This is a genomic window from Azotobacter chroococcum, from assembly GCF_002220155.1.
GTDB lineage: Bacteria > Pseudomonadota > Gammaproteobacteria > Pseudomonadales > Pseudomonadaceae > Azotobacter > Azotobacter chroococcum.
Map to the genome: position 1 here is coordinate 3569753 of NZ_CP011835.1, position 26694 is coordinate 3596446.

Sequence of the window (26694 nt, forward strand, 5' to 3'; positions counted from 1 at the left end):
GCCGAAAAAACATTGAACGTCGCGGCGCAGTTCCCCCTCCAACCCTGAAGGGGCATCCCTGCCGCCGCCGTTCCGGGAGGACTCGTCATGTTCGGATCGGAAGCACTCGACCTGGCCCGCATCCAGTTCGCCTTCACCGTGTCCTTCCACATCCTCTTTCCGGCGATCACCATCGGCCTGGCCAGCTACCTGGCGGTGCTCGAGGGGCTCTGGCTGAAGACCCGGGAACAGGTCTACCTCGACCTGTACCACTTCTGGCTGAAGATCTTCGCGGTGAACTTCGGTATGGGGGTGGTTTCCGGGATCGTCATGGCCTACCAGTTCGGCACCAACTGGAGTCAGTTCTCCACCTTCGCCGGCAGCATCACCGGCCCGCTGCTGGCCTACGAGGTGCTCACCGCCTTCTTCCTGGAGGCCGGCTTTCTCGGCGTCATGCTGTTCGGCCTGAACCGGGTCGGCCCCGGGCTGCACTTCTTCTCCACCCTGATGGTGGCGATCGGCACGCTGATCTCGACCTTCTGGATCCTCGCCTCGAACAGCTGGATGCACACCCCGCAGGGCCATGCCCTCGTCGATGGCAGGCTCGTCCCGGTGGACTGGCTGGCGGTGATCTTCAACCCCTCGTTCCCCTATCGCCTGCTGCACATGGTGGTCGCCGCCTATCTGGCCACCGCCTTCTTCGTCGGCGCCGCGGCGGCCTGGCACCTGCTGCGCGGACACGACAACCCGGCGCTGCGCAAGATGCTCTCCATGGCCATGTGGATGGCGCTGCTCGTCGCGCCGGTGCAGGCGGTGATCGGCGACTTCCACGGTCTCAATACCCTGGAACACCAACCGGCGAAGATCGCCGCCATCGAGGGTCACTGGGAGAACATCGAGGGCGAGCCGACGCCGCTGATCCTCTTCGGCTGGCCGGACATGGCGCGCGAGGAAACCCGCTTCAAGGTGGAGATCCCGGTGCTCGGCAGCCTGATCCTCAACCACAGCCTGAGCGAGCCGATCCCGGCCCTCAAGGAGTTCGCCGCGGAGGACCGGCCCAACTCGACCATCGTGTTCTGGACCTTCCGGATCATGGTCGGCCTCGGCCTGCTGATGATCCTCACCGGCCTGTGGAGCCTCTGGCTGCGCCGGCGCGGCGGCCTCTACCAGTCGCGGCGCTTCCTGCGCATGGCGCTCCTGATGGGACCGTCCGGGCTGCTCGCCATCCTCGCCGGCTGGTTCACCACCGAGGTCGGCCGCCAGCCCTGGGTGGTCCACGGCCTGCTGCGCACCCGCGACGCGGTCTCGGCACACGGCGTCGCCGAGATGAGCATCAGCCTGGCGCTGTTCGTGGTGGTCTATCTGGCGGTGTTCGGCATCGGCTTCGTCTATGTGCTGCACCTGGTCCACAAGGGGCCGCTGACCGGCGAGGGCCGCGAGCCGCCGGTCAGCGGCGGTGCGGGCCGGCCGCGCACGCCGGCGCGGCCGCTGTCGGCGCCCGAGGAAAGTCTGGATGCTGGCGAACCGAACGCGAGGAGCTAACCATGGGCATCGATCTTTCCCTGATCTGGGCGGCGATCATCAGCTTCGGCGTGATGATGTACGTGGTGATGGACGGCTTCGACCTGGGCATCGGCATGCTCTACCCGTTCTTCAAGGACAGCCATGACCGCGACGTGATGATGAACACCGTGGCGCCGGTCTGGGACGGCAACGAGACCTGGCTGGTGCTCGGCGGCGCCGGGCTGTTCGCGGCCTTCCCGCTGGCCTATGCGGTGATCCTCTCGGCGCTCTACCTGCCGCTGGTGTTCATGCTGATCGGCCTGGTGTTCCGCGGCGTGGCCTTCGAGTTCCGCTTCAAGGCCCGCGAGGAACAGCGGCACCTCTGGGACAAGGCGTTCATCGGCGGCTCGCTGGCGGCCACCTTCTTCCAGGGCGTGGTGCTGGGCACCTTCATCGACGGCATCCCGGTGGCCGACGGCCAGTTCGCCGGCGGCGCGCTCGACTGGCTGGCGCCCTTCCCGCTGTTCTGCGGCCTCGGCCTGATCGTCGCCTACAGCCTGCTCGGCTGCACCTGGCTGATCATGAAGACCGAAGGCCGCCTGCAGCGGCGCATGCACGATCTGGCGCGGCCGCTGACCCTGGTGCTGCTGGCGGTGATCGGCATTCTCAGCCTGTGGACGCCGCTGGCCCACGAGGCCATCGCCCGGCGCTGGTTCAGCCTGCCCAACCTGGTCTGGTTCCTGCCCGTACCGCTGCTGGTGCTGCTGAGCGTCCGGGCGCTGCTGCGCTCGGTGGCCAACAACGATCATGCGCGGCCCTTCCTGCTCACCCTGGCGCTGATCTTCCTCGGCTACAGCGGCCTGATCATCAGCCTGTGGCCGAACATCATCCCGCCGGCGATCTCCATCCACGACGCCGCCGCGCCGCCGCAGAGCCAGGGCTTTACGCTGGTCGGCGCGCTGCTGATCATCCCCGTCATCCTCGGCTACACCGCCTGGAGCTACTACGTGTTCCGTGGCAAGGTGAGGCACGGCGAGGGCTATCACTGAGCGCCACGACGGCCGCCGCGCCTGCCCGCGGGAAAACCGGCACAGTTTCCCTAGTTATAACTTTCATGCATCCTGGCGCTCGACAAAGTGGCTGTCCCTCGCACTTGCGAAAGTTTCCCCACCTCCAACTTGCACAACCTCAACGCTGTAACCGAGCACAACCTGAATAACCCTTCGGACAACAAATACCTTGCCCGGGAGAACAGGGCTGGCCATTCGTCGGCATTCGGAAACCTTGCCTGCCCCCCGTCATCGAAACTATCAACTGCTTCCCGGGCATGTATTTGCCCGACTGCCGGACTCCCATACAAGCGAAGCCTCTGAAAAACAGGCAGCCATATATCGATCATGCACTTTCTGCCCGGGAAGATAGTTGCCCCATCAAATAACCTGTATCGAAAGGAGGTGGGCCATGCACAAAGCCAGAGGCCGCCTGGGTGTCTCTCGGGCAGGCAGGAAAGGAGGCACTGCCTCCTCCGTGTCTCATGGTCGGGAGTTCTATGAACAGCTTGGTTACAAGGCTGGCCCGAAAGAGGGTGCGCGGATGCGCAACTCCATCGAAGAACGAAGGAAATTCCGCGGAAGTCACTGAACCGATAGGTAACGTCATGGCGACTGAAAAAGGTTCGATCAGTGTGAGCGAAGCCGGCCGCAGGGGTGGCGAGGCACGCAAAGAACAACTCGGGTCGGAAGGTTACTCCGAACTCGGCCACAAAGGCGGGCAGCGCGTTCGTGAACTCATCAAGGAAGGAAAAAAAGCCAGAGGCGAAAAATAGCCCATGACCTGGCGAGTACACGAGCAGCGATAACAAGGTCCTAAACAATCAGGAGAACATCATCATGGCAACTTCACGTCAAGGCGGCGGCGGCGGCGGCTCCGGTTCCGGCCAGAACAAAGAAAAAGGCACCATGAGCGTGCGGGAAGCCGGGCAGAAAGGCGGCGAAATCCGCAAGGAGCAACTCGGCCCCGAGGGCTACGCCGAACTCGGCCACAAGGGCGGCGAAGCCCGCAAGGAGCAACTCGGCCCGGAGGGTTACTCCGAACTCGGCCACAAGGGCGGCGAAGCCCGCAAGGAACAGCTCGGTCCGAAAGGCTACTCCGAACTCGGCAAGAAGGGCGGCGAAGCCCGCAAGGAGCAACTCGGCCCGGAAGGTTATTCGGAGCTCGGCCATAAAGGCGGCCAGCGGGTACGTGAGTTGATCGAGGAAGGCAAACGGGCCGAGAGCCGCCAGGGGGCTCAAGGCAGCCGGCAGGAGGACAGCCAGCCCGAAGGCCGCAGTCAGTCCCCGCAGGAAGACCAGAGCCGGAAACGCTAGAGCCGTTTCAGTGTATTCGGGCTCCAGGAATGTCCGGACTTCTCCCCTCTCTCCGGCCCTCACCCCAAGGGGAGAGGATGCTGAAGGCCGTCGCTCCCAACGATCGCTGCAGTCTTGAGCCGGTGTTTCACGAACATGCTCGCGTCGACCGACTGCACACAGGCCGGCAGGGAACGAGCCGCTCCGGCAGAGACCCGGACAGAGACTGGCAAAAGGGGGGGAACGACTCCCCCCTTTCCGACGTCTGAGGAGAACAGGATGACTCGCGGTCTGGAAGGCTGTCGCCCATCGGCACCGGAAGGCCACGATGGCGAACTCTCCCGCAAGCGTCCACCCCGCCCCGGCCATGGCTGACCGCCCATGATCAATCCCCGCTTCGAATACAGGGTCTTCCTGTTCCTGCTGGTGCTGATTTCCCTGGCCTTCGCCTGGATCATCATTCCCTTCTACGGCGCCATCTTCTGGGCGATCGCGCTGGCCATTCTCTTCCATCCCGTGCAGCGCTATTTGCAGCGCCGCTTCGGCGAGCATCCGAATCTGAGCGCCGCACTCACCCTGATCATTTGCGTGATCGTCGCCGTCCTGCCCATCACCATCATTTCCACCCTGCTGATCCAGGAAGGCGTCACCCTCTATACCCAGCTCGAGGCGGGTGAAATCGACTTCGCCGGCCTGCTCGAAGACTTCAAGGCACGTCTGCCCGAGCCCCTGCAAAGGCTCTTGTCCCGCTTCGGCCTGGACAGCCAGCATGGCCTGCGCGACAGGATCGCCACGGCCGCCATGCAAGGCAGCCAGTTCTTCGCCACCCAGGCCTTCAACATCGGCCAGAACACCTTCCAGTTCATCCTCGGCTTTTTCGTGATGCTCTATCTGCTGTTTTTCTTTCTGCGCGACGGCACCGTCCTGGTCACCCAGATCCGGGAAGCCATTCCGCTCAGTGAAATGAAAAAGAGCCGGCTGTTCCAGCGCGTCACCTGCGTGGTACAGGCCACCATCAAGGGCAGCATCGTCGTGGCGGTCATCCAGGGAACCCTGGGCGGAGTGATATTCGCCGTGCTGGGCATTCCCCGGGCCCTGCTCTGGGGCGTGGCCATGGCCTTCCTGTCGTTTCTGCCGGCCCTGGGCACGGGACTGATCTGGGGACCGGTCGCCCTCTACCTCCTGCTCAGCGGAGCCATTCTGAAGAGCGTGCTGCTCACCGCCGCCGGCATCTTCATCATCGGCCTGGTGGACAACATCGTGCGGCCCATTCTGGTGAGCAAGGACACCCGCATACCGGACTATCTGGTCCTGGTATCGACGCTGGGCGGCCTGGCCCTGTTCGGCCTCAACGGCTTTGTCATCGGCCCGGTGATCGCCGCCCTGTTCGTCTCAACCTGGAGCCTGTTTTCATACCAGACGCGCTGAGCGGGTCTCCATTACGCCGCCGACGGTAGCGGATCCCATGCGCCGCTTCGTGCAAATTGCACAGCGAGGCGAACGCCAATCCTGCACCCTGCAATACGAGCAGCTTCGCCCGCGGGGATATCTGTTTGAAATGACGAGCAATTCCGGAGCTTCCTGCGTTGGCGCGCTACTTGCTTTAATGACAAGGCGGTAAAACAACAACGCATGCAACAACCGGAGGATTGTCAAAATGAGTCATGGCAAGATCCGCTCAGTTCTGCGTGGCAAAAGCCTCCCAGTAAGCATGGTGTTTATTCTGGCCTTGGGCTCGGTCATCTCCTGCGGAAATACGCCTCCCCTCGCAAAGGCTGCATCGCCCCGCCTTCAGGAGCCCCCTCTTCCCCTGCAACTCCTGCACCCTGTCACCAGCCCTGGGGCCACAGTTCATAAGGGCGACCAGCACAGCATACTGATCCCCCAGCCGCGCTGGATCTTTTGAGCCTGCGGATGTCTTATGGAATGTAATCAACAAATCCGCACGCGAAGGAGCCTGACATGCTGACTTGGTCCATCATCTTTCTGGTCATCGCCATAATTGCAGGGCTGCTCGGCTTCGGTGGTATTGCAGGGACCGCCACCGGTATCGCAAAAATACTCTTCGTGCTCTTCCTGATCCTATTCGTCGTTTCCCTGTTGTTCGGCCGCGCCTCGGTCTAGCCTCAAACAAATTGGCAGCGGCCCGCGGTTTTCTTCGCTGCTCGCCAGTTGCATGATCCGGAGCAGCCCCGACCAACATCGGGCGATCGTTCTTCCTTCCTTCATTGTCTGCGCCGGGCGGGGAACTCCCCTCGGCGCTGTCCGCCAAAGCCCGAAGCCCTCCCGGATGACCCGCCCCTCCTCCTGTGCTGCGTCCGAACAGGCCGGCGACTCCAAGGTACATCCACCGGGCTGCATCCATAGCCGGCCTGTGCATCCGCACAGGGTTTGCTCGAGAGCCTCTTCGCGCCTTTCAAAACTCCATACAAACAATAGCCTTGTGATATTGAAATGATTTCAAAACAATATCAAATACCTCTCGAAAACCAGCCAAGTGATATCACAATGACATATTTTCGGGGTCCACCCCCAAAAATTTCGCTTATTTCATGGCGACCTGCCAACAGCCGCGGAACTTATCCAAACACCAGTACTCTGTATTGGGCGCGAAGGTCCGACTGCTGGCAAACTGCCGGAAGTAGATACCGAAGAAAAACGAGCCGGGGAACTATTGCAGGAAAAACGATTCTTATGCCTGCAACCTCTGGGGCTCCAGAAACATACATGTACGAGTACCACGAAAGGTCACAGAATCCAGCAACAATACCTATTAGACCAATATGCTGGACAGCGTAATGGCAAACGAATGGCATCCCGCGAGGCAAAAATAAAACAGGGGTGCGCCATGCCGAACGCTCTTTCGTGGAACTTTTGAACACTCGATGAAGCATCTCTGAAAGCCTGCCTTCGTTTTAACGCCGACTTTTTGGCGTAATAACTTATTGACTGTATTTCGGCCTGCAACTTCGGTTGAAGGCCGCCGGCAACCTGATGGCTAAGGTTTTTAGTCGTCGATTTTCTGTAGCGTCATAAATAAAGGACGAGGTGAACGCGATGCGTATCAGTATTTTCGGACTGGGTTATGTGGGTGCAGTATGCGCCGGCTGTCTTTCGACGCGTGGGCACGATGTGCTCGGCGTGGATATTTCCGCCGCCAAGATTGACATGATCAACCAGGGCAAATCCCCCATTGTCGAACCGGGCCTGGAAGAACTGCTGGCCGAAGGCGTGAAGACCGGCCGTCTGCGTGGTACCACCAATGTGTCCGAAGCGATTCTCGCCAGCGATCTGTCCATGCTCTGCGTCGGCACGCCGAGCAAGCTGAACGGCGATCTGGAACTCGACTACATCGAGGCGGTGTGCCGCGAGATCGGTACCGCCCTGCGTGACAAGAACGAGCGCCACACCGTGGTGGTGCGCAGCACCGTGCTGCCGGGCACCGTTCACAACGTGGTCATCCCGGCCCTCGAGCAGTACTCCGGGAAGAAAGCCGGCGTCGATTTCGGCGTGGCGGTCAACCCCGAGTTCCTGCGCGAAAGCACCGCGATCAAGGACTACAACTTCCCGCCGATGACCGTGATCGGCGAGCTGGACAAGGCCTCCGGCGACGCGCTGGAAGCCATCTACGCCGAACTCGACGCACCGATCGTCCGCAAGGACATCGCTGTCGCCGAAATGATCAAGTACACCTGCAACGTCTGGCACGCGGCCAAGGTCACCTTCGCCAACGAGATCGGCAACATCGCCAAGGCCGCCGGCGTCGACGGCCGCGAGGTGATGGAAGTGGTCTGCATGGACCACAAGCTCAACCTGTCGCAGTACTACATGCGCCCCGGCTTCGCCTTCGGCGGCTCCTGCCTGCCCAAGGACGTGCGCGCCCTCAGCTACCGCGCCGGCCAGTGGGACGTCGATGCCCCGCTGATCAGCTCGCTGATGCGCAGCAACGCCGTCCAGGTGCAGAAAGCCTACGACATGATCGACAACCACGGCTCGCGCAAGGTCGCCCTGCTCGGCCTGAGCTTCAAGGCCGGCACCGACGACCTGCGCGAAAGCCCGCAGCTGGAACTGGCCGAGATGCTGATCGGCAAGGGCTTCAACCTGAGCATCTTCGACAGCAACGTCGAATACGCCCGTGATCACGGCGCCAACGGCCACTACATCAAGAACGAGATCGCCCACGTCTCCGCCCTGCTCAAGTCCGACCTGGACAAGGTTGTCGCGGAAGCCGACGTCATCGTTCTCGGCAACGCCGATCCGCGCTTCGAGAAGCTGGCCAAGCAGGTTCCGGCCGGCAAGAAGGTCATCGACCTGATCGGCTTCATGCCCGAGCGCACCAACGGCGCCGCCGAAGGCATCTGCTGGTAATCCGCCGCCGTCCGCCCCTCCGGGGGCGGACCTGGCCGGGGGCGTGCGCAGACGACCGCGCGGCCCCGGCCAGCCCGCGACTACAGACGACGGACTCAAGACGATAATGGACAGGTTCAAGCATGCCCTCGGGGAAGCCACCGGCTGGCTGCTCTTCCTCAGTTTCCTGATGTTGCTGGCACTCGGCTTGCCGCCGCAGGTGTTCGATCCCGAGTCGAAGCATTTCATCATGCTGATCGGTCTGATCGGCATCTGGCGCTATTCCATGGGGGTCATCCACTTCCTGCGCGGCATGCTGTTCCTCTACGTGGTCTACCCCTATTACCGGCGCAAGGTACAGAAGCTGGGCAAGGACACCGATCCTTCCTACGTGTTCCTGATGGTCACCAGCTTCCGCATCGACGCCCTGACCACCGGCAAGGTCTACGGCTCGGTGATCCGCGAGGCGATCAACTGCGGCTACCCGACCACTGTGGTCTGCTCGATCGTGGAAATGTCCGACGAGCTGCTGATCAAGAGTCTCTGGGAAAAGCTCGAGCCCCCGGAGCGGGTCAAGCTGGACTTCGTGCGCATCGCCGGCACCGGCAAGCGCGACGGCCTGGCCAACGGCTTCCGCGCCATCTCCCGGCACATGCCCGACGACAACGCGGTGGTCGCGGTGATTGACGGCGACACCGTGCTCAACGAGGGCGTGGTGCGCCAGACGGTCCCCTACTTCAAGATCTTCCCCAACATGGGTGGCCTGACCACCAACGAATTCTGCGAAGTGCTGGGCGGCTACGTCATGAGCGAGTGGCACAAGCTGCGCTTCGCCCAGCGCCACATCAACATGTGCTCGATGGCGCTGTCGCACCGCGTGCTGACCCTCACCGGGCGGATGTCGGTGTTCCGCGCGGCGGTCGTCACCGACCCCGAGTTCATCATCGACGTCGAGAACGACAACCTCGACCACTGGCGCCTGGGCCGCTTCAAGTTCCTCACCGGCGACGACAAGTCCAGCTGGTTCAGCCTGATGCGCCTGGGCTACGACACCTTCTACGTGCCCGACGCCTCGATCCACACCGTCGAGCACCCGCCGGAGAAGCGCTTCGTCAAGGCCAGCCGCAAGCTGATGTTCCGCTGGTACGGCAACAACCTGCGGCAGAACTCCCGCGCCCTGAAGCTTGGCGTCCAGCGCCTGGGCTGGTTCACCTCGGTGGTGCTGTTCGACCAGCGCGTGTCCATGTGGACCAGCCTGCTCGGCCTGACCGTGGCGATCATCGGCTCCATCAAGTACAGCATCGCCATCTTCATCGCCTACCTGCTGTGGGTCTGCTCCACCCGCCTGGTCCTGACCCTGCTGCTGTCCGCCTCCGGACACCCGATCGGGCCGGCCTATCCGCTGATCCTCTATTACAACCAGATCGTCGGCGCACTGGTGAAGATCCACGTGTTCTTCCGCCTCGACCAGCAATCCTGGACGCGCCAGGACACCAAGCTCAACCGTGAACTCGCCAGCTTCCAGAGCTGGTTCAACAACTGGTCGTCAAAGGCCATGACCTTTTCAGCGACCAGCATTTTCATCGCTGTGCTGATGCTGTCGGTCTGACCGGGACTGAATGATCGAGAAGGAAGACATGCAACCATGAATACTGCGACCCTCAACCTGAATGTGGTCCACGAGTCGGAAGCGCAACGCCAACATGCCCGCGTCAAGCTGCCCGGCAAGATCCGCTTCCTCGGCCCCAACCGGGAAACCATCGAGCAGCGCCTGATCGACATCTCCGCCGGCGGCTTCAGCTTCGCCAGCGGCAAGCCGGTCACCCAGCAGGGCGCCTTCCACCGCGGCAAGCTGCTGTTCCAGCTCGACAGCCTGGGCCTGGCCATGGACGTCGAGTTCCAGGTGCGCAACCTCGATCCGGAAACCGGCCGCACCGGCTGCCAGTTCCAGGGCCTGGGCGCCCGCGAGATCGCCACCCTGCGCCAGCTGATCACCTCGCACCTGAGCGGCGAGCTGGTCACCGTCGGCGACATGATCTGCACCCTGCAGCGCGACAACTTCACCAAGGCGCGCAAGGGCAAGGGACTGGCCCAGCAGACCGTCTTCGAACGCCTGCGCGCGGTCAGCTTCAGCCTGGCGATCTTCATCGCCGGCCTCGGCGCCTTCGGCCTGATCCTCAAGCAGCTCTACGGCCTCTACTTCGTCACCCATGCCGAATCGGGCATGGTCAGCGTGCCCAGCATGGAAGTGACCATGCCCCGCGAGGGCACGGTGCAGAGCCTGGTCGGCCCGGATGGCCTGGTCGACAACGGCGCGCCGATCGCCTCCTTCTCCGCCTCCATGCTGGAAATGCTCAAGGGCCACCTGAGCGAGGAGCAGCTCAACCCGGCCAACGTCGAGAAGCTGTTCACCAAGCAGATGAAGGGCACCCTGACCAGCCCGTGCGACTGCAAGGTGGTCGCCCAGCGCGTCGCCAACGGCCAGTTCGCCTCCAAGGGCGAGGTGATCTTCGAGCTGCTGCCGCGCGATGCCGCCGCCACCGTCGAGGCGCGCTTCCGCTACCACGACTTCGCCAAGGTCCAGCCGGGCACCCAGGTCAGCTTCAGCGTCCCCGGCGAGGAGCAGCCGCGCTACGGCCGGATCGTCAGCAGCACCCTGCAGGCCGAAGGCCTGTCCAGCGACATCCGCGTGATCATCCAGCCCGAGCAGCCGCTGGACAGCAGCCTGGCCGGCCAGCCGGTGGAAGTGCTCATCGATCGCGGCCCCTCCTACGACTGGCTGATCGACAAGGCCGTGACCGCCGGAATCTGAGAGGAACCCTCTGGTGAATCTGACCAAGCCCCTGCTGCTCTCGGCGCTGGCCGGCCTGACGGCCTGCGCCAACCTCGACCTGCCCGACCAGCGTCTGGCGAAGGAAGCCCTGCAGCGCGGTGACACCCAGACCGCCGAGCGGCATTTTCGCCAGCTCGCCGATATGGGCTTCACCGACGCCCAGCTCGGTCTGGCCGACATGCAGCTGGCCAGCGGCGATCCCGAGCAGTTGCGCAAGGCGGAACAGACCTACCGCATGGCGCTGGATGCCTCGCCGCGGGCCAAGGCCCGCCTCGGCAAGCTGCTGGCCTACAAGCCGGCCAGCAGCGAGGCGGAGAAGCGCGAAGCCGCGCAGCTGCTCGGCGACGCCTTCGCCGCCGGCGAGGAAGGCGTGCTGCTGCCCCTGGCGATGCTCTACCTGAAGAATCCGCAAACCTTCCCGGATGTCAGCCTGCAGCAGCGCATCGACCAGTGGCGCGCCGCCGGCCATCCCCAGGCGGACATCGCGCAGATCGTGCTCTACCGCACCCAGGGCACCTACGACCAGCACCTGGACGACATCGAGCGGATCTGCCAGCAGCGCCTGGCCGAGCACAGCGACTGCTACATCGAGCTGGCCACCGTCTACCTCAAGCGCAAGCAGGACGACCGCCTGCAGGCGCTGGTGCAGCAGCTGATGGCCGCCCAGCGCGCAGGCGCCGTGCCGGCGCAGCTGGTCATGGACGTCGCCGGCGTGCTCGCCAACCCGCTGCTCGGCCAGTCGGACGAGAAGACCGCGCGCACCATGCTCGAGGAAATCGCGCCAGTCCACCCGGCCGCCTGGGTCGCTCTGGCGCGCCTGCTCTACGACTTCCCCGGCAGCGGCGACATCGACCAGATGCTCGGCTACCTCGAGCGTGGCCGCGCCGCCGCCCAGCCGGCCGCCGACCTGCTGCTCGGCCGGCTCTACTACGAAGGCAAGCTGCTTCCCCAGGACCCGTTCAAGGCCGAGGAGCACTTCCTCAAGGCCGCCGCAACGGAAAACAGCGCCAACTACTACCTGGGCCAGATCTACCGCCGCGGCTTCCTCGGCGAGGTCTACCCGCAGAAGGCCGTCGACAGCCTGCTGACCGCCGCCCGCGGCGGCCAGGCGAGCGCCGACTACGCCTTGGCGCAGCTGTTCTCCCAGGGCCGCGGCATCCGCATCGACCTGGCCAACGCCTACGTCTTCGCGCGCCTCGCCGTGCTTCAGGGCCGGCCGGACTCCGAACCCCTGCTGCAGGAAATCGAGGCCCTGATTGCTCCCGCCGAACGCACCCGGGGCGAACAGTTGCTGCGCGATGAACAGCAGGTCCGTTACGGCGCGTGGCAAGCCCCGACGCAGCTGCAAGCCATGCAAACCGAACAGGAAGCACTATGAGAAGGAAGCAATCCATAAGCGCCGGACTGGGACTGGGAGCCACCCTGCTCTGCTCCCCCCTTCTGGCAGGCCCTGTCGGGCCCGACCGCAACTACGGCATGGAGGTGAAGATCACCGCCCAGTCGGAGGACGACCGCGACCTGGACACCCGCAGCGGCGGCGACGCCGAGGGTGTCGCCCTCGACCTGCGGCCCTGGGTCTACGGCCAGCGCGGCAACTGGGGCGCCATGGTGATGCTCCAGGCGGTCGCGGCCACCGACATCATCGAAACCGACCCCACCGATCCCAACGAGGAGCCGGGGGGCGATCCCTCGAACGGCTTCAGCCGCGACAGCAGCCGCGACCCGGACAAGAGCTACCTGGCCCTGCGCGAGTTCTGGATCGACTACGCCGGCCTCACCGCCTATCCCGGCGAGCACCTGCGCCTCGGCCGCCAGCGCGTGCGCAGCCTGACCAACGAAGGCACCTGGTGGGACATCCACATCGAGTCGCTGAACTGGACCATGGACACCAGCCTGCTGCGTGCCCAGCTCGGCCTCGCCGAACGCTTCGACGAGTACCGCACCGACCTGGACAACGTCAGCGCGGAAGACAAGGACCGCACCCACGCCTTCGGCGGCCTCGACTACCAGTGGCGCCCGGGGCACTGGGCCGGCGTCAAAGTGCACCACACCAGCGACGACGGCGACCTGCCGGACAGCCAGATGGATGTCTACGAAGACCGCCAGAGCAAGTCCTATACCGGCGATCTGACCTGGCTGAGCGTGCACCTGGACGGCGACTTCTTCAATCCTCGCTCGACCCTGCCGATCAACTACTGGGGCGAATTCACCTGGCTGACCGGCGAGATGGACAGGAGCCACTTCGCCAGCGACGGCAGCCCCGACCACTACAAGGACGTGGATGTCGACGCCTGGGCCGTCGACCTCGGCCTGCGCTGGAACATCAGCGACCGCTGGAACGTCGGCGCGGCCTATGCCCGCGGCAGCGGCGGCGAGGGCGACGACGAGTCCGAACAGTTCATGCAGACCGGCCTGCAGAGCAACCGCTCCACCTTCACCGGCCTGCAGACGCGCATCCACCGCTTCGGCGAAGCCTTCCGCGGCGAACTGACCAACCTGCAGGTGGGCACCCTGTTCACCTCCTGGAAGCCGAGAGAGGACCTCGAGACCAGCCTGATCTATCACAAGTTCTGGCGCGTCGACGACGACGAGGATCTCGGCCAGAACGGCATCAGCCCGATCGAGAAGGACGGCAAGCCCGCGCTCAAGGCCGGCGAGAAGGACCTCGGCCAGGAAGTCGACCTGGTGATCACCCGCTACTTCAACCAGGGCATGTTGCCGACCAACTGGGGCGGCGAGCTGGACGAGCAGTCCGCGCTGATCCGCCTGCGCAGCGGCCTGTTCTTCCCGAGCAACGCCTATGCCAGCAAGGGCGACAGCAAGATGCATCGTGTCTTCGTCGACATGATCTGGCGCTTCTAGGGTCCAGCGGCACGCTGAGAGGATCGAACATGAACATGCAACGAAGACTTGCATCCACCCAGCTCAAACCCCTGCTGCTCGGCGTGCTGCTGGCCACCAGCGCCTGGAGCCAGGCCGCCCCGCCGCAAGCGGCGGGGCAGTCCGCTCCCGCCCCCCTGAGTTCGAAGCAGTACAGCGTCACCAGCGCCTCGATCGAAGCCCTGAAACTGGATCCGCCGACGCTGCCGGAGCTCTCCGGCTACACCCACGCGGCGGTGGAGGCCAAGATCCAGCGCAAGCCCGGCGGGCGCATCGCGGTGCGGCGCATGCTGCAGCAGGTCGCCCTGAAGGACTTCACCGGCGGCAACGAGCGCCTGCGCGAGTGGGTACAGCGCCAGCGCGGCATGCCCCATGCGATCTTCATCGAGGGCGGCTACGTCGAGCTGAGCCAGCTGGCCAAACAACTGCCGGCCAGCCAGTTCGCCGAGACCGCGCCGGGCGTCTACGTGGCGCGCCTGCCGATCGTCGTCGATCGCGGCGCGACCCTGCACATCGGCAAGAACGTCAAGGAGCTGCGCCTCTCCGAGGAACGCGGCTCCTTCCTGGTCAACGACGGCAAGCTGTTCATCACCGACACCAGGCTGACCGGCTGGAGCGAGCAGAAAAACGCCCCGTCCAGCTACCGCGGCGAGGAGGTGTTCCGCCCCTTCCTGGTGTCCTGGGGCGGCACCGAGACCTACATCTCGCGCAGCACCGTCGCCAGCCTCGGCTACAACACCAGCAAGTCCTACGGCGTGAGCATCACCCAGTACACGCCGGAGATGCACAAGCGCCTGCAGCGTCCGCACCCGACCGGCTGGCTGATCGACTCGGTGTTCGAGGACATCTACTACGGCTTCTACTGCTACGAGGCCGAGGACGTGGTGCTCAAGGGCAACACCTACCGCGACAACATCGTCTACGGCATCGACCCCCACGACCGCTCGGAACGCCTGATCATCGCCGAGAACCATGTCTACGGGACGAAGAAGAAGCACGGCATCATCGTCTCGCGGGAAGTCAACAACAGCTGGATCATCAACAACCGCACCCACGACAACAAGCTGTCGGGGATCGTCCTCGACCGTAACAGCGAGCACAACCTGGTCGCCTACAACGAGGTGTACCAGAACCACTCCGACGGCATCACCCTCTACGAGAGCTCGAACAACCTCATCTGGGGCAACCGGATCGTCAACAACGCGCGCCATGGCATCCGCATGCGCAACAGCATGAACATCCGCATCTACGAGAACCTCGCCGTCGCCAACCAGCTGACCGGCATCTACGGCCACATCAAGGACCTCAGCAATACCGACCGGAACTTCAAGCTCGACCCCTTCGACACCAAGGTGTCGATGATCGTGGTCGGTGGCCAGTTGGTCGGCAACGGCTCGGCGCCGATTTCGGTGGACTCGCCGCTGAGCCTCGAGCTGTACCGCGTGGAGATGCTCGCCCCGACCAAGAGCTCCGGCCTCACCTTCACCGGCGTCCTCGAAGACAAGCAGGAGGAAATCCTCGACCTGCTGATACGCCGCCAGAAGGCCGTGCTGATCGACCCCGCCGTCGATCCCACCCAGGCCGAGCTGTAGAACCGACGAGACTGCGTACATGAAGACCCACAACCGCAAATGGATTGGACTCTCCACGCTGGCCGCGGCGATCGCCCTGGCTGCGACCGGCGTGCGTGCCGAAACCCCTGCCGGGCTGCCCACCTACCGGGCTGAGTCCTGCTGCAACCTGTGCCCGGCCGCCGCCGACCCCAACGCCTACAGCAGCAGCTACATGAAGGACTTCGTCACCCTGGTGCAGGGCAACGAGAGCGACTGGCTGTTCCGTACCAAGGAGGATCTGCGCACCGAATTCGGCACCACCCCCGAGGGCTACCGCCAGCTCAAGGCATTGCGCGACGCCTTCAAGAGCCGCGGCGTCGAGCTGGTGGTGGTCTACCAGCCGACCCGTGGCATGGTGCACCGCAACAAACTGTTGCCCGCCGACTACGCCCGCTTCGACTACGACAAGGCGGTGAGGAACTTCCAGGCGACCCTGAAGCGTTTCGAGGAGCTCGGCTACCGGGTGCCCGACCTGACCCCGCTGACCGACGAGAAGGCCGGGCCGGCCTTCTATTTCCGCGGCGACCACCACTGGACCTCCTACGGCGCCGAACGCAGTGCGCGGATCGTCGCCGAGACCGTGAAGAAGATCCCCGGCTTCGAGGACATCCCGAAGAAGGAGTTCGTCACCAAGAAAATGGGCCGCATGGGCAAGCGCGGCACCCACCACCGGGTCGCCGGCCAGTTGTGCAACACCACCTACGCCTTCGAGCACAGCGACCAGTTCTTCACCGAGCCCAAGGGCGAAGGTGGCAGCGACGACCTGTTCGGCGACAGCAGCCTGCCGCAGATCACCCTGGTCGGCACCAGCCACAGCGGCACGAACTACAATTTCGCCGGCTTCCTCTCCGAATACACCGGCGCCGAAATCCTCAACGTCGCCTTCCCCGGCAGCGGCCTGGCAGGCTCGATGCTCGAATACCTGAGCAGCGACGAGTTCCAGAAGAACCCGCCGAAGATCCTCATCTGGGAGTTCTCGCCGCTCTACGACCTGGCCGAGGACAAGTTCTACCGCCAGGCGCTGGCCATGCTCGGCAATGCCTGCGACGGCGAGAAGACCCTGCTCGCCGGCAAGGCCACCCTGCGTCCCGGCGAGGCCGGCAAGGAAGTACTGATCAACGGCGCCGGCCGGCTGGTCGAGGCCACCAACTCCCGCCACCAGATGGACATCCGCTTCAGCGACCCCTCGGTGAAGAAGCTGGAAGGCACCATCTGGTACATGAGCGGCCGCCGCGAGAAGTTCCAGTTCGACAAGCCGGCCACCACCGAAACCAACGGCCGCTTCGCCTTCAACATGCGCGACGAGGCCGACTGGGGCGGACTGAACTTCTTCGCCATGGAAATCCAGCCGCCGGAGGGGCTCAAAGAGCCCGTCGAGGTCGAGGTGCGCCTGTGCAAGCGCCACGACTACCGTGCTCCGGCCAACCTGACCGCGCGTAGCGGCAACTGAGGCCCACCATGAAGACCAGACTTGCCCTCCCCTGCCTGCTCGGCAGCCTGCTGCTGAGCAGTGCCGTCCACGCCGCCAGCGCCCTGGTTCCGCCCAAGGGCTACTACGCGGCGGTGGAGATCCGCAAGGGCGAGGCGCAGGCCTGTCAGGCAGTGCCCGAGCCCTATACCGGCGAGCTGGTATTCCGCAGCAAGTACGAAGGCTCGGACTCGGCCCGCTCGACCCTCAACAAGGAGGCGGAAAAGGCCTTCCGCGCCAAGACCAAGCCGATCACCGAGATCGAGCGGGGCGTCAGCCGGATGGTCATGCGCTACATGGAGAAGGGCCGCACCGGCGAGCTGGAATGCGCCCTGGCCTGGCTGGACGCCTGGGCCGAGGACGGCGCGCTGCTGTCCACCGAGTACAACCACACCGGCAAGTCCATGCGCAAATGGGCCCTGGGCAGCCTGGCCGGCGCCTACCTGCGCCTGAAGTTCTCCAGCTCGCAGCCGCTGGCGGCCTATCCGGAGCAGGCACGGCGCATCGAGGCCTGGTTCGCCAAGGTAGGTGACCAAGTGGTCAAGGACTGGAGCGACCTGCCGCTCAAGCAGGTCAACAACCACTCCTACTGGGCGGCCTGGTCGGTCATGGCCGCCAGCGTGGCGACCAACAGCCGGCCGCTGTTCGACTGGGCGGTCGAGCAGTTCCACATCGCCGCCAAGCAGGTCGACCCGCAGGGGTTCCTGCCCAACGAGCTCAAGCGCCGCCAGCGTGCCCTCGCCTATCACAACTACGCCCTGCCGCCCCTGATGATGGTCGCCGCCTTCGCCCAGGCCAACGGCGTCGACCTGCGCGGCGACAACGACGGCGCCCTGGGCCGCTTGGCCGGCAACGTGCTGGCCGGCGTCGAGGACCCCGATCCGTTCGCTGAGCGGGCCGGCGACGAGGACCAGGACATGGAGGACCTGGAGACCGACGCCAAGTTCTCCTGGCTGGAGCCCTACTGCGCGCTCTATGCCTGCTCCCCCGCCCTGCGCGAGCGCAAGGCCGAGATGGGACCGTTCAAGAATTTCCGCCTGGGCGGCGACGTGACGCGGATCTTCGATCCGCAGGAGAAGCCATCCAAGTCGACTGTCGGCAAGCGCGACTAGCGCAGGCCGTCGCGCCGATCCAGCAGCAGCCGGCAGTTCGTCCGTCGCCGGCCGCCACGCCCCTTCCGGGCCGGGTGGGATGCCCCGAAATGCGCAAGAGACGCAGCCGGGAACGGACCTCTTCGGGAATTTCCGGGGGAGAGGCCGGGCTCATAGAAGAGCCTGAACAATTGGTGCTAGAAGCGAGACACGGGTAATGGTTTTTTCATCCAACGTCTTCCTGTTTTTATTCCTGCCGCTGTTTCTCGGGTTGTACTACCTGAGCCCGGCGCGCTATCGCAATCTGTTGCTGCTGACCGCCAGCTATATCTTCTATGCCTGGTGGCGCATCGACTTCCTCGGCTTGTTCGCCGCCGTCACCGTCTTCAACTACTGGATCGGTCTGCGCATCGGCGCCGCCGGCGTGCGCAGCAAGACCGGCCAGCACTGGCTGATCTTCGGCGTGGTGGTCGACCTCTGCGTGCTCGGCTACTTCAAGTACGCCAACTTCGGCGTGGACAGCCTGAACGCGATCATCGCCTCGTTCGGCCTGGAACCCTTCGTGGTCACCCACATCCTGCTGCCGATCGGGATTTCCTTCTACGTCTTCGAGTCGATCAGCTACATCATCGATGTGTACCGCGGCGACACCCCGGCGACCCGCAATCTGATCGACTTCGCCGCCTTCGTGGCGATCTTCCCGCACCTGATCGCCGGCCCGGTGCTGCGCTTCCGCGACCTGGTCGACCAGTTCAACCACCGCACCCACACGCTGGACAAGTTCGCCGAAGGCTGCACCCGCTTCATGCAGGGCTTCATCAAGAAGGTGTTCATCGCCGACAGCCTGGCGCCGATCGCCGACCACTGCTTCGCCCTCAGCGATCCGACCACCGGCGACGCCTGGCTCGGCGCCCTGGCCTACACCGCCCAGCTGTACTTCGACTTCTCCGGCTACAGCGACATGGCCATCGGCCTCGGCCTGATGATGGGCTTCCGCTTCATGGAGAACTTCAACCAGCCCTATATCAGCCAGTCGATCACCGAGTTCTGGCGCCGCTGGCACATCAGCCTGTCCACCTGGCTGCGCGACTACCTGTACATCAGCCTGGGCGGCAACCGCGGCAGCACCTTCCAGACCTACCGCAACCTGGTCCTGACCATGCTGCTCGGCGGCCTGTGGCACGGCGCCAACTGGACCTTCATCATCTGGGGCGCCTGGCACGGCACCTGGCTGGCCATCGAGCGCGCCCTGCGCATCGACGCCGCGCCGAAGAGCATCCGTCCGCTGCGCTGGATCTTCGCCTTCCTGCTGGTGATGGTCGGCTGGGTGATCTTCCGCGCCGAGAACCTCGACGTGGCCTGGCGCATGTACGCCGCCATGTTCAGCTTCGGCGACTGGACCCTGTCCGAGCTGAACCGCGCGCAGCTGACCAGCCTGCAGATCGCCACCCTGCTGCTCGCCTACGTGGTGATCGCCGTGTTCGGCATCCGCCAGTTCTACGCCCAGCCGCTCACCGGTGCGCCCAAGGCCAAGGCCAGCGAACAGACCGACGCGCCCCAGGGCATCGTCCCGACCGCGAACGGCACCCTGAGCCTGGCGCCGTCGGCGGCCATCGACCTGCCGCTGCTGGCGACCCGCGTCGCGCTGCTCCTGCTGTTCGCCGCCTCGGTGCTCAAGCTCTCGGCGCAGAGCTTCTCGCCCTTCCTCTACTTCCAGTTCTGAAGAGGGATCGCCATGAACAGAACCTCCAACCTGCTCTACGCCGGCACCTTCACCGGCACCCTGCTGGCCCTCAGCCTATGGTCGCTCAAGGGCGCCAGCGACTTCTCCGCCGCCGCCGACACCCCGGTGCTCAACGGCAAGCTGGCCCTGGCCTTCGAAAAGCACTACGACGAGGAATTCCCGATCAAGCGGCTCGGCACCAACCTCTGGGCCGCGCTGGACTTCAGCCTGTTCGGCGAAGGCCGTCCCGGCGTGGTGGTCGGCGCCAACGACTGGCTGTACAGCGACGAGGAGTTCAAACCGATCGCCGGCGCCCTGCACAACACCCAGGACAACCAGGCGCTGATCCAGGGCGTGCGCGAAACCCTGGCGCGGCACAACGTGCAGCTGGTGATGGCGATCCTGCCGGCCAAGGCGCGCCTGTACCCGGAGAACTTCGGCGAGCACCGCCCGGCGCCCCTGCACGAGCAGCTCTACCAGAACTTCCGCCGCGCCGTGGCCGATGCCGGCATCCAGGCGCCGGACCTGCTCGGTCCGCTGAGCCAGGCCAAGGCCGAGGGTCAGGTGTTCCTGCGCACCGACACCCACTGGACGCCCTACGGCGCCCAGGTCGTCGCCGGCCAGCTGGCCACGGCGATCAAACCGAGCGGCCTGGTCCCCGAGAGCGGCAGCCGCTACGTCACCGAAACCGCACCGGGCGAGCCGCACAAGGGCGACCTGACCAACTTCCTGCCGCTCGACCCGCTGTTCGAGGAGCTGCTGCCGCCGCCGGACCAGCTGACCAAGCACAACACCCGTGCGCAGGAGGAGAACGCGGCCGGTGCGGACGATCTGTTCGCCGAAACCCAGGTGCCGGTGGCCCTGGTCGGCACCAGCTACAGCGCCGACGAACGCTGGAACTTCGCCGGCGCGCTGCGCCAGGCGCTCGGCAGCGACCTGGTGAATTTCGCCGAGGACGGCCGCGGGCCGCTCCTGCCGATGCTCAAGTTCCTGCAGAGCGACGACTTCAAGAACGCACCGCCGCGCCTGGTGATCTGGGAGTTTCCCGAACGCTACCTGCCGATGGCCTACGACCTGAGCGAATTCGACGCCGAGTGGATCGCCCAGCTCAAGGCCGCCGGCCGCCAGGACAAGCACCTGGCCGACAACACCGCCACCTCGCAAGGGGCGCGCCACTGAGCGCCCGCCATCCCCTCAAGGAGTACCTGAGATGACCCGACTGAACCGCAAACATCACCTCGCCCTCGGCCTGAGCCTGCTGCTCGGCTTCGCCGGCTCCCAGGCCCAGGCTGGGGACGGCGCGCTCTACGAAGCGGTCGCGCCCAAGGGCTCGACCTTCGTGCGCCTCTACAACGCCGGCAACCAGGAAGTCAGCGCCAGCGTCGGCAGCGTCTCGCTGGAAGATGTCTCGCCGCTGGCCAGCAGCGCCTTCGAATACCTGCCGGCCGGCCAGTACAGCGCCCGCATCGGCTCGCAGAGCTTGCCGGTGAACCTGGCGGCCGAGCACTACTACACGCTGGTGACCCAGGCCGGCGGAGCCCCGCTGCTGGTCGAGGAACCGGCCTTCAAGAGCAAGCAGAAGGCCATGCTGCGGGTGCAGAACCTCTCCGACAAGCCGCTGACCCTGAAGACCGCCGACGGCAAGACCGAAGTGGTGAAGAGCGTGGAGCCCAAGGGCCGCGGCGACCGCGAGATCAACCCGGTGAAGGCCAACCTGGCGCTGTTCGACGGCGAGCGCAAGGTCGCCGACCTCAAACCCATCAGTCTGGCACGCGGAGAAATTGTTTGCCTGTATGTGACCGGCTCGGCGAACCAGATCAACCCCGTCTGGGTCAAACCCCCGGTAAAAGAGTGAGCGGTCCGTCACGAATCATGTGCAAGACCAGTGCGGAACACCAGCAGGGACACAGCAAGCAGTGCAGTACCCCATTTCCAAAGGAGCGCAATCTATGATTCCGGTGATCTTGTCAGGCGGCAGCGGCTCGCGTCTCTGGCCCCTTTCTCGCAAGCAGTACCCCAAGCAGTTCCTCGCCCTGACCAGTGAGCGGACCCTCTTCCAGCAGACCCTGCAGCGCCTGGCCTTCGAAGGCATGCAGAGCCCCATCGTGGTCTGCAACCAGGAGCACCGCTTCATCGTCAAGGAGCAGCTCGAAGCCGTCGGCCTGCACGTGCAGGGCCTGGTGCTCGAGCCCTTCGGTCGCAACACCGCGCCGGCCATCGCCCTGACCGCCATGAAGCTGCTCGCCGAGGGCCGCGACGAACTGCTGCTGGTCCTCCCGGCCGACCATGTGCTGGCCGACCAGCAGGCCTTCGAGCAATCCCTCCAGGTGGCTGCCCAGGCCGCGGAAATGGGCGAACTGGTGCTGTTCGGCATCCCCGCCCACCGCCCGGAAACCGGCTACGGCTACATCAAGTGCGACCTCGCCGTGCAGGGCAGCCTGCCCGAAGGCGCCAACCGCGTCCTGCAGTTCGTCGAGAAGCCGGATCTCGCCCGCGCCAAGGAGTTCGTCGAGTCCGGCAACTACTTCTGGAACAGCGGCGTCTTCCTGTTCCGCGCCAGCCGCTTCCTCGAGGAACTCAAGGAGCACGACCCGGACATCTACGACAACTGCCTGCTGACCCTGGAGCGCAGCGAGCAGCAGAACGACGAGCTGAAGGTCGACCCGGCCAGCTTCGCCTGCTGCCCGGACAATTCCATCGACTACGCGGTGATGGAGAAGACCCGCCATGCCGCAGCGGTGCCGCTGTGCGCCGGCTGGAGCGACGTCGGCTGCTGGGCCTCGATCTGGGAAGTGCATGACAAGGACGAAAACGGCAACGTCACCAAGGGCGACGTGATCCTCCACGACACCCACAACAGCCTGGTGCACGGCAACGGCAAGCTGGTCACCGTGATCGGCCTGGACAACGTGGTGGTGGTGGAGACCAAGGACGCCACCATGGTGGTCCACAAGGACCGCGTGCAGGACGTCAAGAAACTGGTCAAGACCCTCGACGAGCAGGGCCGTCCGGAAAGCCAGAACCACCGCCTGGTCTACCGCCCCTGGGGCGCCTACGACTCGGTGGACCTGGGCAGCCGCCACCAGGTCAAGCGCATCACCGTCAAGCCGGGCGCCAGCCTCTCGCTGCAGAAGCACCACCACCGCGCCGAGCACTGGATCGTGGTGTCCGGCACCGCTCAGGTGACCTGCGACGAGAAGACCTTCGTGCTCACCGAGAACCAGTCCACCTACATCCCGGTCGCCGCCGTGCACCGCCTGGCTAACCCCGGCAAGATCCCGCTGGAGATCATCGAGGTGCAGTCCGGCAGCTATCTGGGCGAGGACGACATCGAACGCCTCGAGGACGTCTACGGCCGCACCGAGGGCGCGCAGAGCCGCTCCGTGGCCGGCTGACCGCCGCGCGCTCCGGACGCATCCCCAGCGTCCGGAATCCCCTCCCTCCGCCGGGCAATCCGGCGGCGGGCGCGCCCCGCGCCAGGAACTCCCCGCCGGGCGGACTCCCCCGTAGAATGCTCGCAGCATCCTGCTCCGAGGCCGCCCATGTCCTGCCTTCGCGTCGTGCGCCCATGCTGATCGGCGCCCTGCTCCTTCTCGTCTGGCTGGCCCTGCTGCTGCGCTACCCCGACAAGGTCGCGACGGTATCGCTCGCCGCCGTGTTCGGCGTGGCGCTGATCGCCGCCGGAATCCTGTGGCAGGAACGGCGCACCGCGCAGCACCTCGCCCGGCTCGAGCTCCAGCTGCGCCACGCGCCTGCCGAGTGCCCCGCCGACCGCCCGCTGGCGGTGCACCTGCACAACGGCAGCCGTCTGCCGCTGCAGGAACTGCGCTGGCAGGTCGCCGCCTACGCCCCCGGGGACAGCGTCGACCTGGTCGAGGACCGCTACGACAGACCGCACTACGTCGCCCCCGGCGCACTCCCGCCGGGCAGCGACTGGCACGCCTGTTTGCCGCTGCCGCCGCTGCGCCATGGCTACCGGGCGCAGAGCCTGGAGTTCCACGCCGAACGCCTGGACGGCCGTTTCGCCGACTGAGCGGCCTTTCTGCATGGCGCCCCCTGCGCGGGCATTCCGGCTCCAGGCGCCCGATCCGTCCAGATGCCGGCCGTCAAGGCTGCCCAATGCGTCCTGCTGTGAGAGAATCGGCGGTTTCCATCAATTTTCCAGCGCCCATGCACACTATTTTCCCTTCCCTGCAGCATCCGCCACGGCAGGACCGCTGATGCAGCCGGATCTTCTTCGGTTGCGCCAGGAAGACTGGCGGGACCAGTTCGACCCCGGCACCCTGCAACGCGGCCAGGACTATGCCAGCCAGGGACGCTGCACCCTGCTGCAGGTCGCCGCGCACGAAGTCGACGCCAGTTGCCGGGGCTCGGTGACCCGTCGCTACCGGCAGCACATCCACCTGCAGCCCCAGGCCGACCACTGGCGCATCGAAGGCAGCTGCAGTTGCCCGGTGGGCCACAACTGCAAGCATGTGGTCGCCGCCCTGCTCACCCTGCAGCGCCAGTCGCCGCCCGCCGAGCCCAGGCCCCAACTGCCCGAACGGCGCGTCGACGACCTCGAGCCCGTCCCCCAGCTGACCCTCGGCAGCCACGTGCGCCTGCACTACGACGCGCGCAAGGGCCGCATGGTCGAGCAGACCCAGCACCGCGCGGCGCTGGCCTTCCACTACGGCGAGCAGCTGACCTTCGGCAAGCCGGCCAGGGACCTGCTGGTGCCCGGCGCCACGGAGACCCTGCGCATCCGCCGCCATCCCGAGGCCGAGGCGCACCACCGCCAGTCCCTCGCCGCGCAGGGCTTCCACATCGCCCTGCGCAAGAGCGAGGCCCTGCCGGAGACGGCCGGCGAGCTTTTCGAACTGCTCGACGACGACAGCTGGCTGCACTGGGTGCGCCACGACCTGCCGCGCCTGCACGAGCAGGGCTGGCGCATCGAGATGCGCCCGGAGTTCCACTACAACCTGCTGGACATCGACGACTGGTACCTGCAACTGGAGCCGGCCGCCGAGCAGGACTGGTTCGAGCTGGAAATGGGCATTGAGGTGCAGGGCCAGCGCCTCAGCCTGCTGCCGATCCTGCTCCACGCGATCCGTCACAACCCCTGGCTGCTGACCCCGGAGGCCCTGGCCCGGCGCGCCGACGACGAGCTGCTGCTGGTGCCGGTGTCGCGCGCGCCGGGCGCCAGCCAGCGCCTCGCCCTGCCCTTCGGCCGCCTCCGGCCTCTCCTGGCCAGTCTCGGCGAACTGTTCTTCCAGGCACCGGGCGAGGCCCCGCAGCGCCTGCGCCTGGCGCGCCCCGACGCGGCCCGGCTGGCCACCCTTGAGGAGGGGCTGCCGCTGCACTGGCAAGGCGGCGAGGCGCTGCGCGACTTCGCCCGGCGCCTGCGCGACCTGCCGCAGCAGGCCATGCAGGCGCCCGCCGGACTCCAGGCCGAGCTGCGTCCCTACCAGCTGCAGGGGCTGGCCTGGCTGCAGACGCTGCGCGAGCTGCAGGTCGGCGGCGTGCTGGCCGACGACATGGGCCTCGGCAAGACCCTGCAGACCCTGGCGCACATCCTGCTGGAAAAGGAAGCCGGACGCCTGAGCGCGCCGGCGCTGATCGTCATGCCGACCAGCCTGATCCCCAACTGGCAGGACGAGGCCGCGCGCTTCGCCCCCGACCTGCGCGTGCTGGCCCTGCACGGCTCCAGGCGCAGCGCCCTGTTCGCGGAGATGGGCAACGCCGACCTGCTGCTGACCAGCTACGCCCTGCTGGCCCGGGACCTCAAGGCCCTGGCCCACCAGCCCTACCACCTCCTGATCCTCGACGAGGCGCAGAACATCAAGAACCCGCGCAGCAAGGCCGCCCAGGCCGCGCGGGAACTCAACGCCCGGCATCGCCTGTGCCTGACCGGAACGCCGATGGAAAACCACCTGGGCGAGCTCTGGTCGCTGTTCCACCTGCTGATGCCCGGCTGGCTGGGCGACCAGCAGGCCTTCAAGCAGGACTACCGCCTGCCCATCGAGAAGCACGGCGACCTCAACCGCCTCGCCCACCTCAAGGCGCGGGTGCGGCCCTTCCTGCTGCGCCGGACCAAGGAACAGGTGGCCCCCGAGCTGCCGCCGAAGAGCGAGATCACCCAGTACCTGGAACTGACCGAGGCGCAGCGCGACCGCTACGAGGCCGTGCGCCTGGCGATGGACAGCAAGATCCGCGCGGAGATCCAGCGCCAGGGCCTGGCGCGCAGCCAGCTGCTGATCCTCGAGGCCCTGCTGCGCCTGCGCCAGGTGTGCTGCGACCTGCGCCTGCTCGACGACGAGGCGGCGGCCGGCTGCAAGAGCGCCGACTCCGCCAAGCTGAGCGCGCTGCTGCCGATGCTCGAGGAACTGTTCGCCGAGGGCCGGCGCGTGCTGCTGTTCTCGCAGTTCACCGGCGTGCTCGAGCTGATCGCCGCGGAGCTGAAGGCCCGCAAGATCCCCTACGCCCAACTGACCGGCAGCACCCGCGACCGGCGTACGCCGGTGGAGGAGTTCCAGGCCGGCCGCCTGCCGGTGTTCCTGATCAGCCTGAAGGCCGGCGGCGCCGGGCTGAACCTGACCGCCGCCGACACCGTGATCCACTTCGATCCCTGGTGGAACCCGGCCGCCGAGGCCCAGGCCAGCGACCGCGCCTACCGCATCGGCCAGGACAAGCCGGTGTTCGTCTACCGGCTGATCGCCCGCGGCAGCGTCGAGGAGAAGATCCAGCAGTTGCAGAAGGCCAAGGCCGAGCTGGCCCGCGGCCTGCTGGAAGGCGCCGTCCAGGGCGAGTGGCGGATGGACGAGGAGGACATCGCCGCGCTGTTCGCGCCGCTGGAGTGAAGAGCGCTACGGCGCTGCCGCAGCGAAAACCGCAAGAAGGCGTGCATCCCTGCACGACACCCCGCCTCCGGGC

20 protein-coding genes are annotated in these 26694 nt (G+C 65.6%); all 20 read left to right on the forward strand.

Annotated elements, in window-relative coordinates:
• Window positions 1–87 precede the first annotated feature (87 nt).
• Complete coding sequence (locus tag ACG10_RS16620; protein WP_089169055.1) at window positions 88–1521, forward strand: cytochrome ubiquinol oxidase subunit I; 1434 nt, start codon at window positions 88–90, stop codon at window positions 1519–1521.
• Between the two features lie 2 nt (window positions 1522–1523).
• Complete coding sequence (gene cydB / locus ACG10_RS16625; RefSeq protein ID WP_089169056.1) at window positions 1524–2531, forward strand: cytochrome d ubiquinol oxidase subunit II; 1008 nt, start codon at window positions 1524–1526, stop codon at window positions 2529–2531.
• A 608-nt stretch (window positions 2532–3139) separates the two neighbouring features.
• Entirely contained in the window at window positions 3140–3307 is a 168-nt protein-coding gene (locus ACG10_RS16635; protein ID WP_082045490.1) for an Em GEA1 (EM1), read from the forward strand.
• 64 nt (window positions 3308–3371) lie between these two features.
• Window positions 3372–3848, forward strand: coding sequence for a KGG domain-containing protein (locus ACG10_RS16640; RefSeq protein WP_089169057.1), 477 nt, complete (start codon window positions 3372–3374; stop codon window positions 3846–3848).
• 360 nt (window positions 3849–4208) lie between these two features.
• Entirely contained in the window at window positions 4209–5255 is a 1047-nt protein-coding gene (locus tag ACG10_RS16645; RefSeq protein WP_089169058.1) for an AI-2E family transporter, read from the forward strand.
• 534 nt (window positions 5256–5789) lie between these two features.
• On the forward strand, window positions 5790–5951 hold the full coding sequence (locus tag ACG10_RS16650) for a DUF1328 domain-containing protein (protein WP_039805743.1): 162 nt from the start codon (window positions 5790–5792) through the stop codon (window positions 5949–5951).
• A gap of 933 nt (window positions 5952–6884) precedes the next feature.
• Window positions 6885–8195, forward strand: a complete 1311-nt coding sequence (locus ACG10_RS16655) for a nucleotide sugar dehydrogenase (RefSeq protein ID WP_089169059.1) — start codon at window positions 6885–6887, stop codon at window positions 8193–8195.
• Between the two features lie 106 nt (window positions 8196–8301).
• The gene (gene alg8, locus ACG10_RS16660; protein WP_089169060.1) at window positions 8302–9783 is read left to right on the forward strand and encodes a mannuronan synthase; all 1482 of its coding nucleotides are present in this window, start codon (window positions 8302–8304) and stop codon (window positions 9781–9783) included.
• A gap of 36 nt (window positions 9784–9819) precedes the next feature.
• On the forward strand, window positions 9820–10986 hold the full coding sequence (locus ACG10_RS16665; protein WP_089169061.1) for an alginate biosynthesis protein Alg44: 1167 nt from the start codon (window positions 9820–9822) through the stop codon (window positions 10984–10986).
• A 13-nt stretch (window positions 10987–10999) separates the two neighbouring features.
• Window positions 11000–12385 (forward strand): SEL1-like repeat protein, encoded by a 1386-nt coding sequence (locus ACG10_RS16670; protein WP_089169062.1) that lies wholly within the window; start codon window positions 11000–11002, stop codon window positions 12383–12385.
• Window positions 12382–13869, forward strand: a complete 1488-nt coding sequence (locus tag ACG10_RS16675) for an alginate export family protein (protein WP_089169063.1) — start codon at window positions 12382–12384, stop codon at window positions 13867–13869. Before ACG10_RS16670 ends, ACG10_RS16675 begins: the two co-directional genes overlap by 4 nt.
• 35 nt (window positions 13870–13904) lie before the next feature.
• On the forward strand, window positions 13905–15479 hold the full coding sequence (gene algG, locus ACG10_RS16680; protein ID WP_169531017.1) for a mannuronan 5-epimerase AlgG: 1575 nt from the start codon (window positions 13905–13907) through the stop codon (window positions 15477–15479).
• Between the two features lie 19 nt (window positions 15480–15498).
• Window positions 15499–16950 (forward strand): alginate O-acetyltransferase AlgX-related protein, encoded by a 1452-nt coding sequence (locus ACG10_RS16685; RefSeq protein WP_089169065.1) that lies wholly within the window; start codon window positions 15499–15501, stop codon window positions 16948–16950.
• 8 nt (window positions 16951–16958) lie between these two features.
• Window positions 16959–18080: a mannuronate-specific alginate lyase gene (locus tag ACG10_RS16690; protein WP_089169066.1), complete on the forward strand. Its 1122-nt coding sequence runs from the start codon at window positions 16959–16961 to the stop codon at window positions 18078–18080.
• A 196-nt stretch (window positions 18081–18276) separates the two neighbouring features.
• Window positions 18277–19782 carry an MBOAT family O-acyltransferase gene (locus ACG10_RS16695; RefSeq protein WP_089169067.1) on the forward strand — a complete coding sequence of 502 codons (1506 nt, stop codon included), beginning with the start codon at window positions 18277–18279 and terminating at the stop codon, window positions 19780–19782.
• A gap of 12 nt (window positions 19783–19794) precedes the next feature.
• Entirely contained in the window at window positions 19795–20961 is a 1167-nt protein-coding gene (locus ACG10_RS16700; protein ID WP_089169068.1) for an alginate O-acetyltransferase, read from the forward strand.
• 31 nt (window positions 20962–20992) lie between these two features.
• Window positions 20993–21637, forward strand: a complete 645-nt coding sequence (locus tag ACG10_RS16705; protein WP_089169069.1) for an alginate O-acetyltransferase AlgF — start codon at window positions 20993–20995, stop codon at window positions 21635–21637.
• Window positions 21638–21731: 94 nt separating this feature from the next.
• Window positions 21732–23177: a mannose-1-phosphate guanylyltransferase/mannose-6-phosphate isomerase gene (locus tag ACG10_RS16710; RefSeq protein WP_089169070.1), complete on the forward strand. Its 1446-nt coding sequence runs from the start codon at window positions 21732–21734 to the stop codon at window positions 23175–23177.
• A gap of 173 nt (window positions 23178–23350) precedes the next feature.
• Window positions 23351–23815: a multidrug transporter gene (locus ACG10_RS16715; protein ID WP_089169926.1), complete on the forward strand. Its 465-nt coding sequence runs from the start codon at window positions 23351–23353 to the stop codon at window positions 23813–23815.
• Between the two features lie 187 nt (window positions 23816–24002).
• A complete protein-coding gene (locus ACG10_RS16720) occupies window positions 24003–26621 on the forward strand; it encodes a DEAD/DEAH box helicase (protein ID WP_089169071.1) in 2619 nt (872 codons plus the stop codon).
• Window positions 26622–26694: the final 73 nt, after the last annotated feature.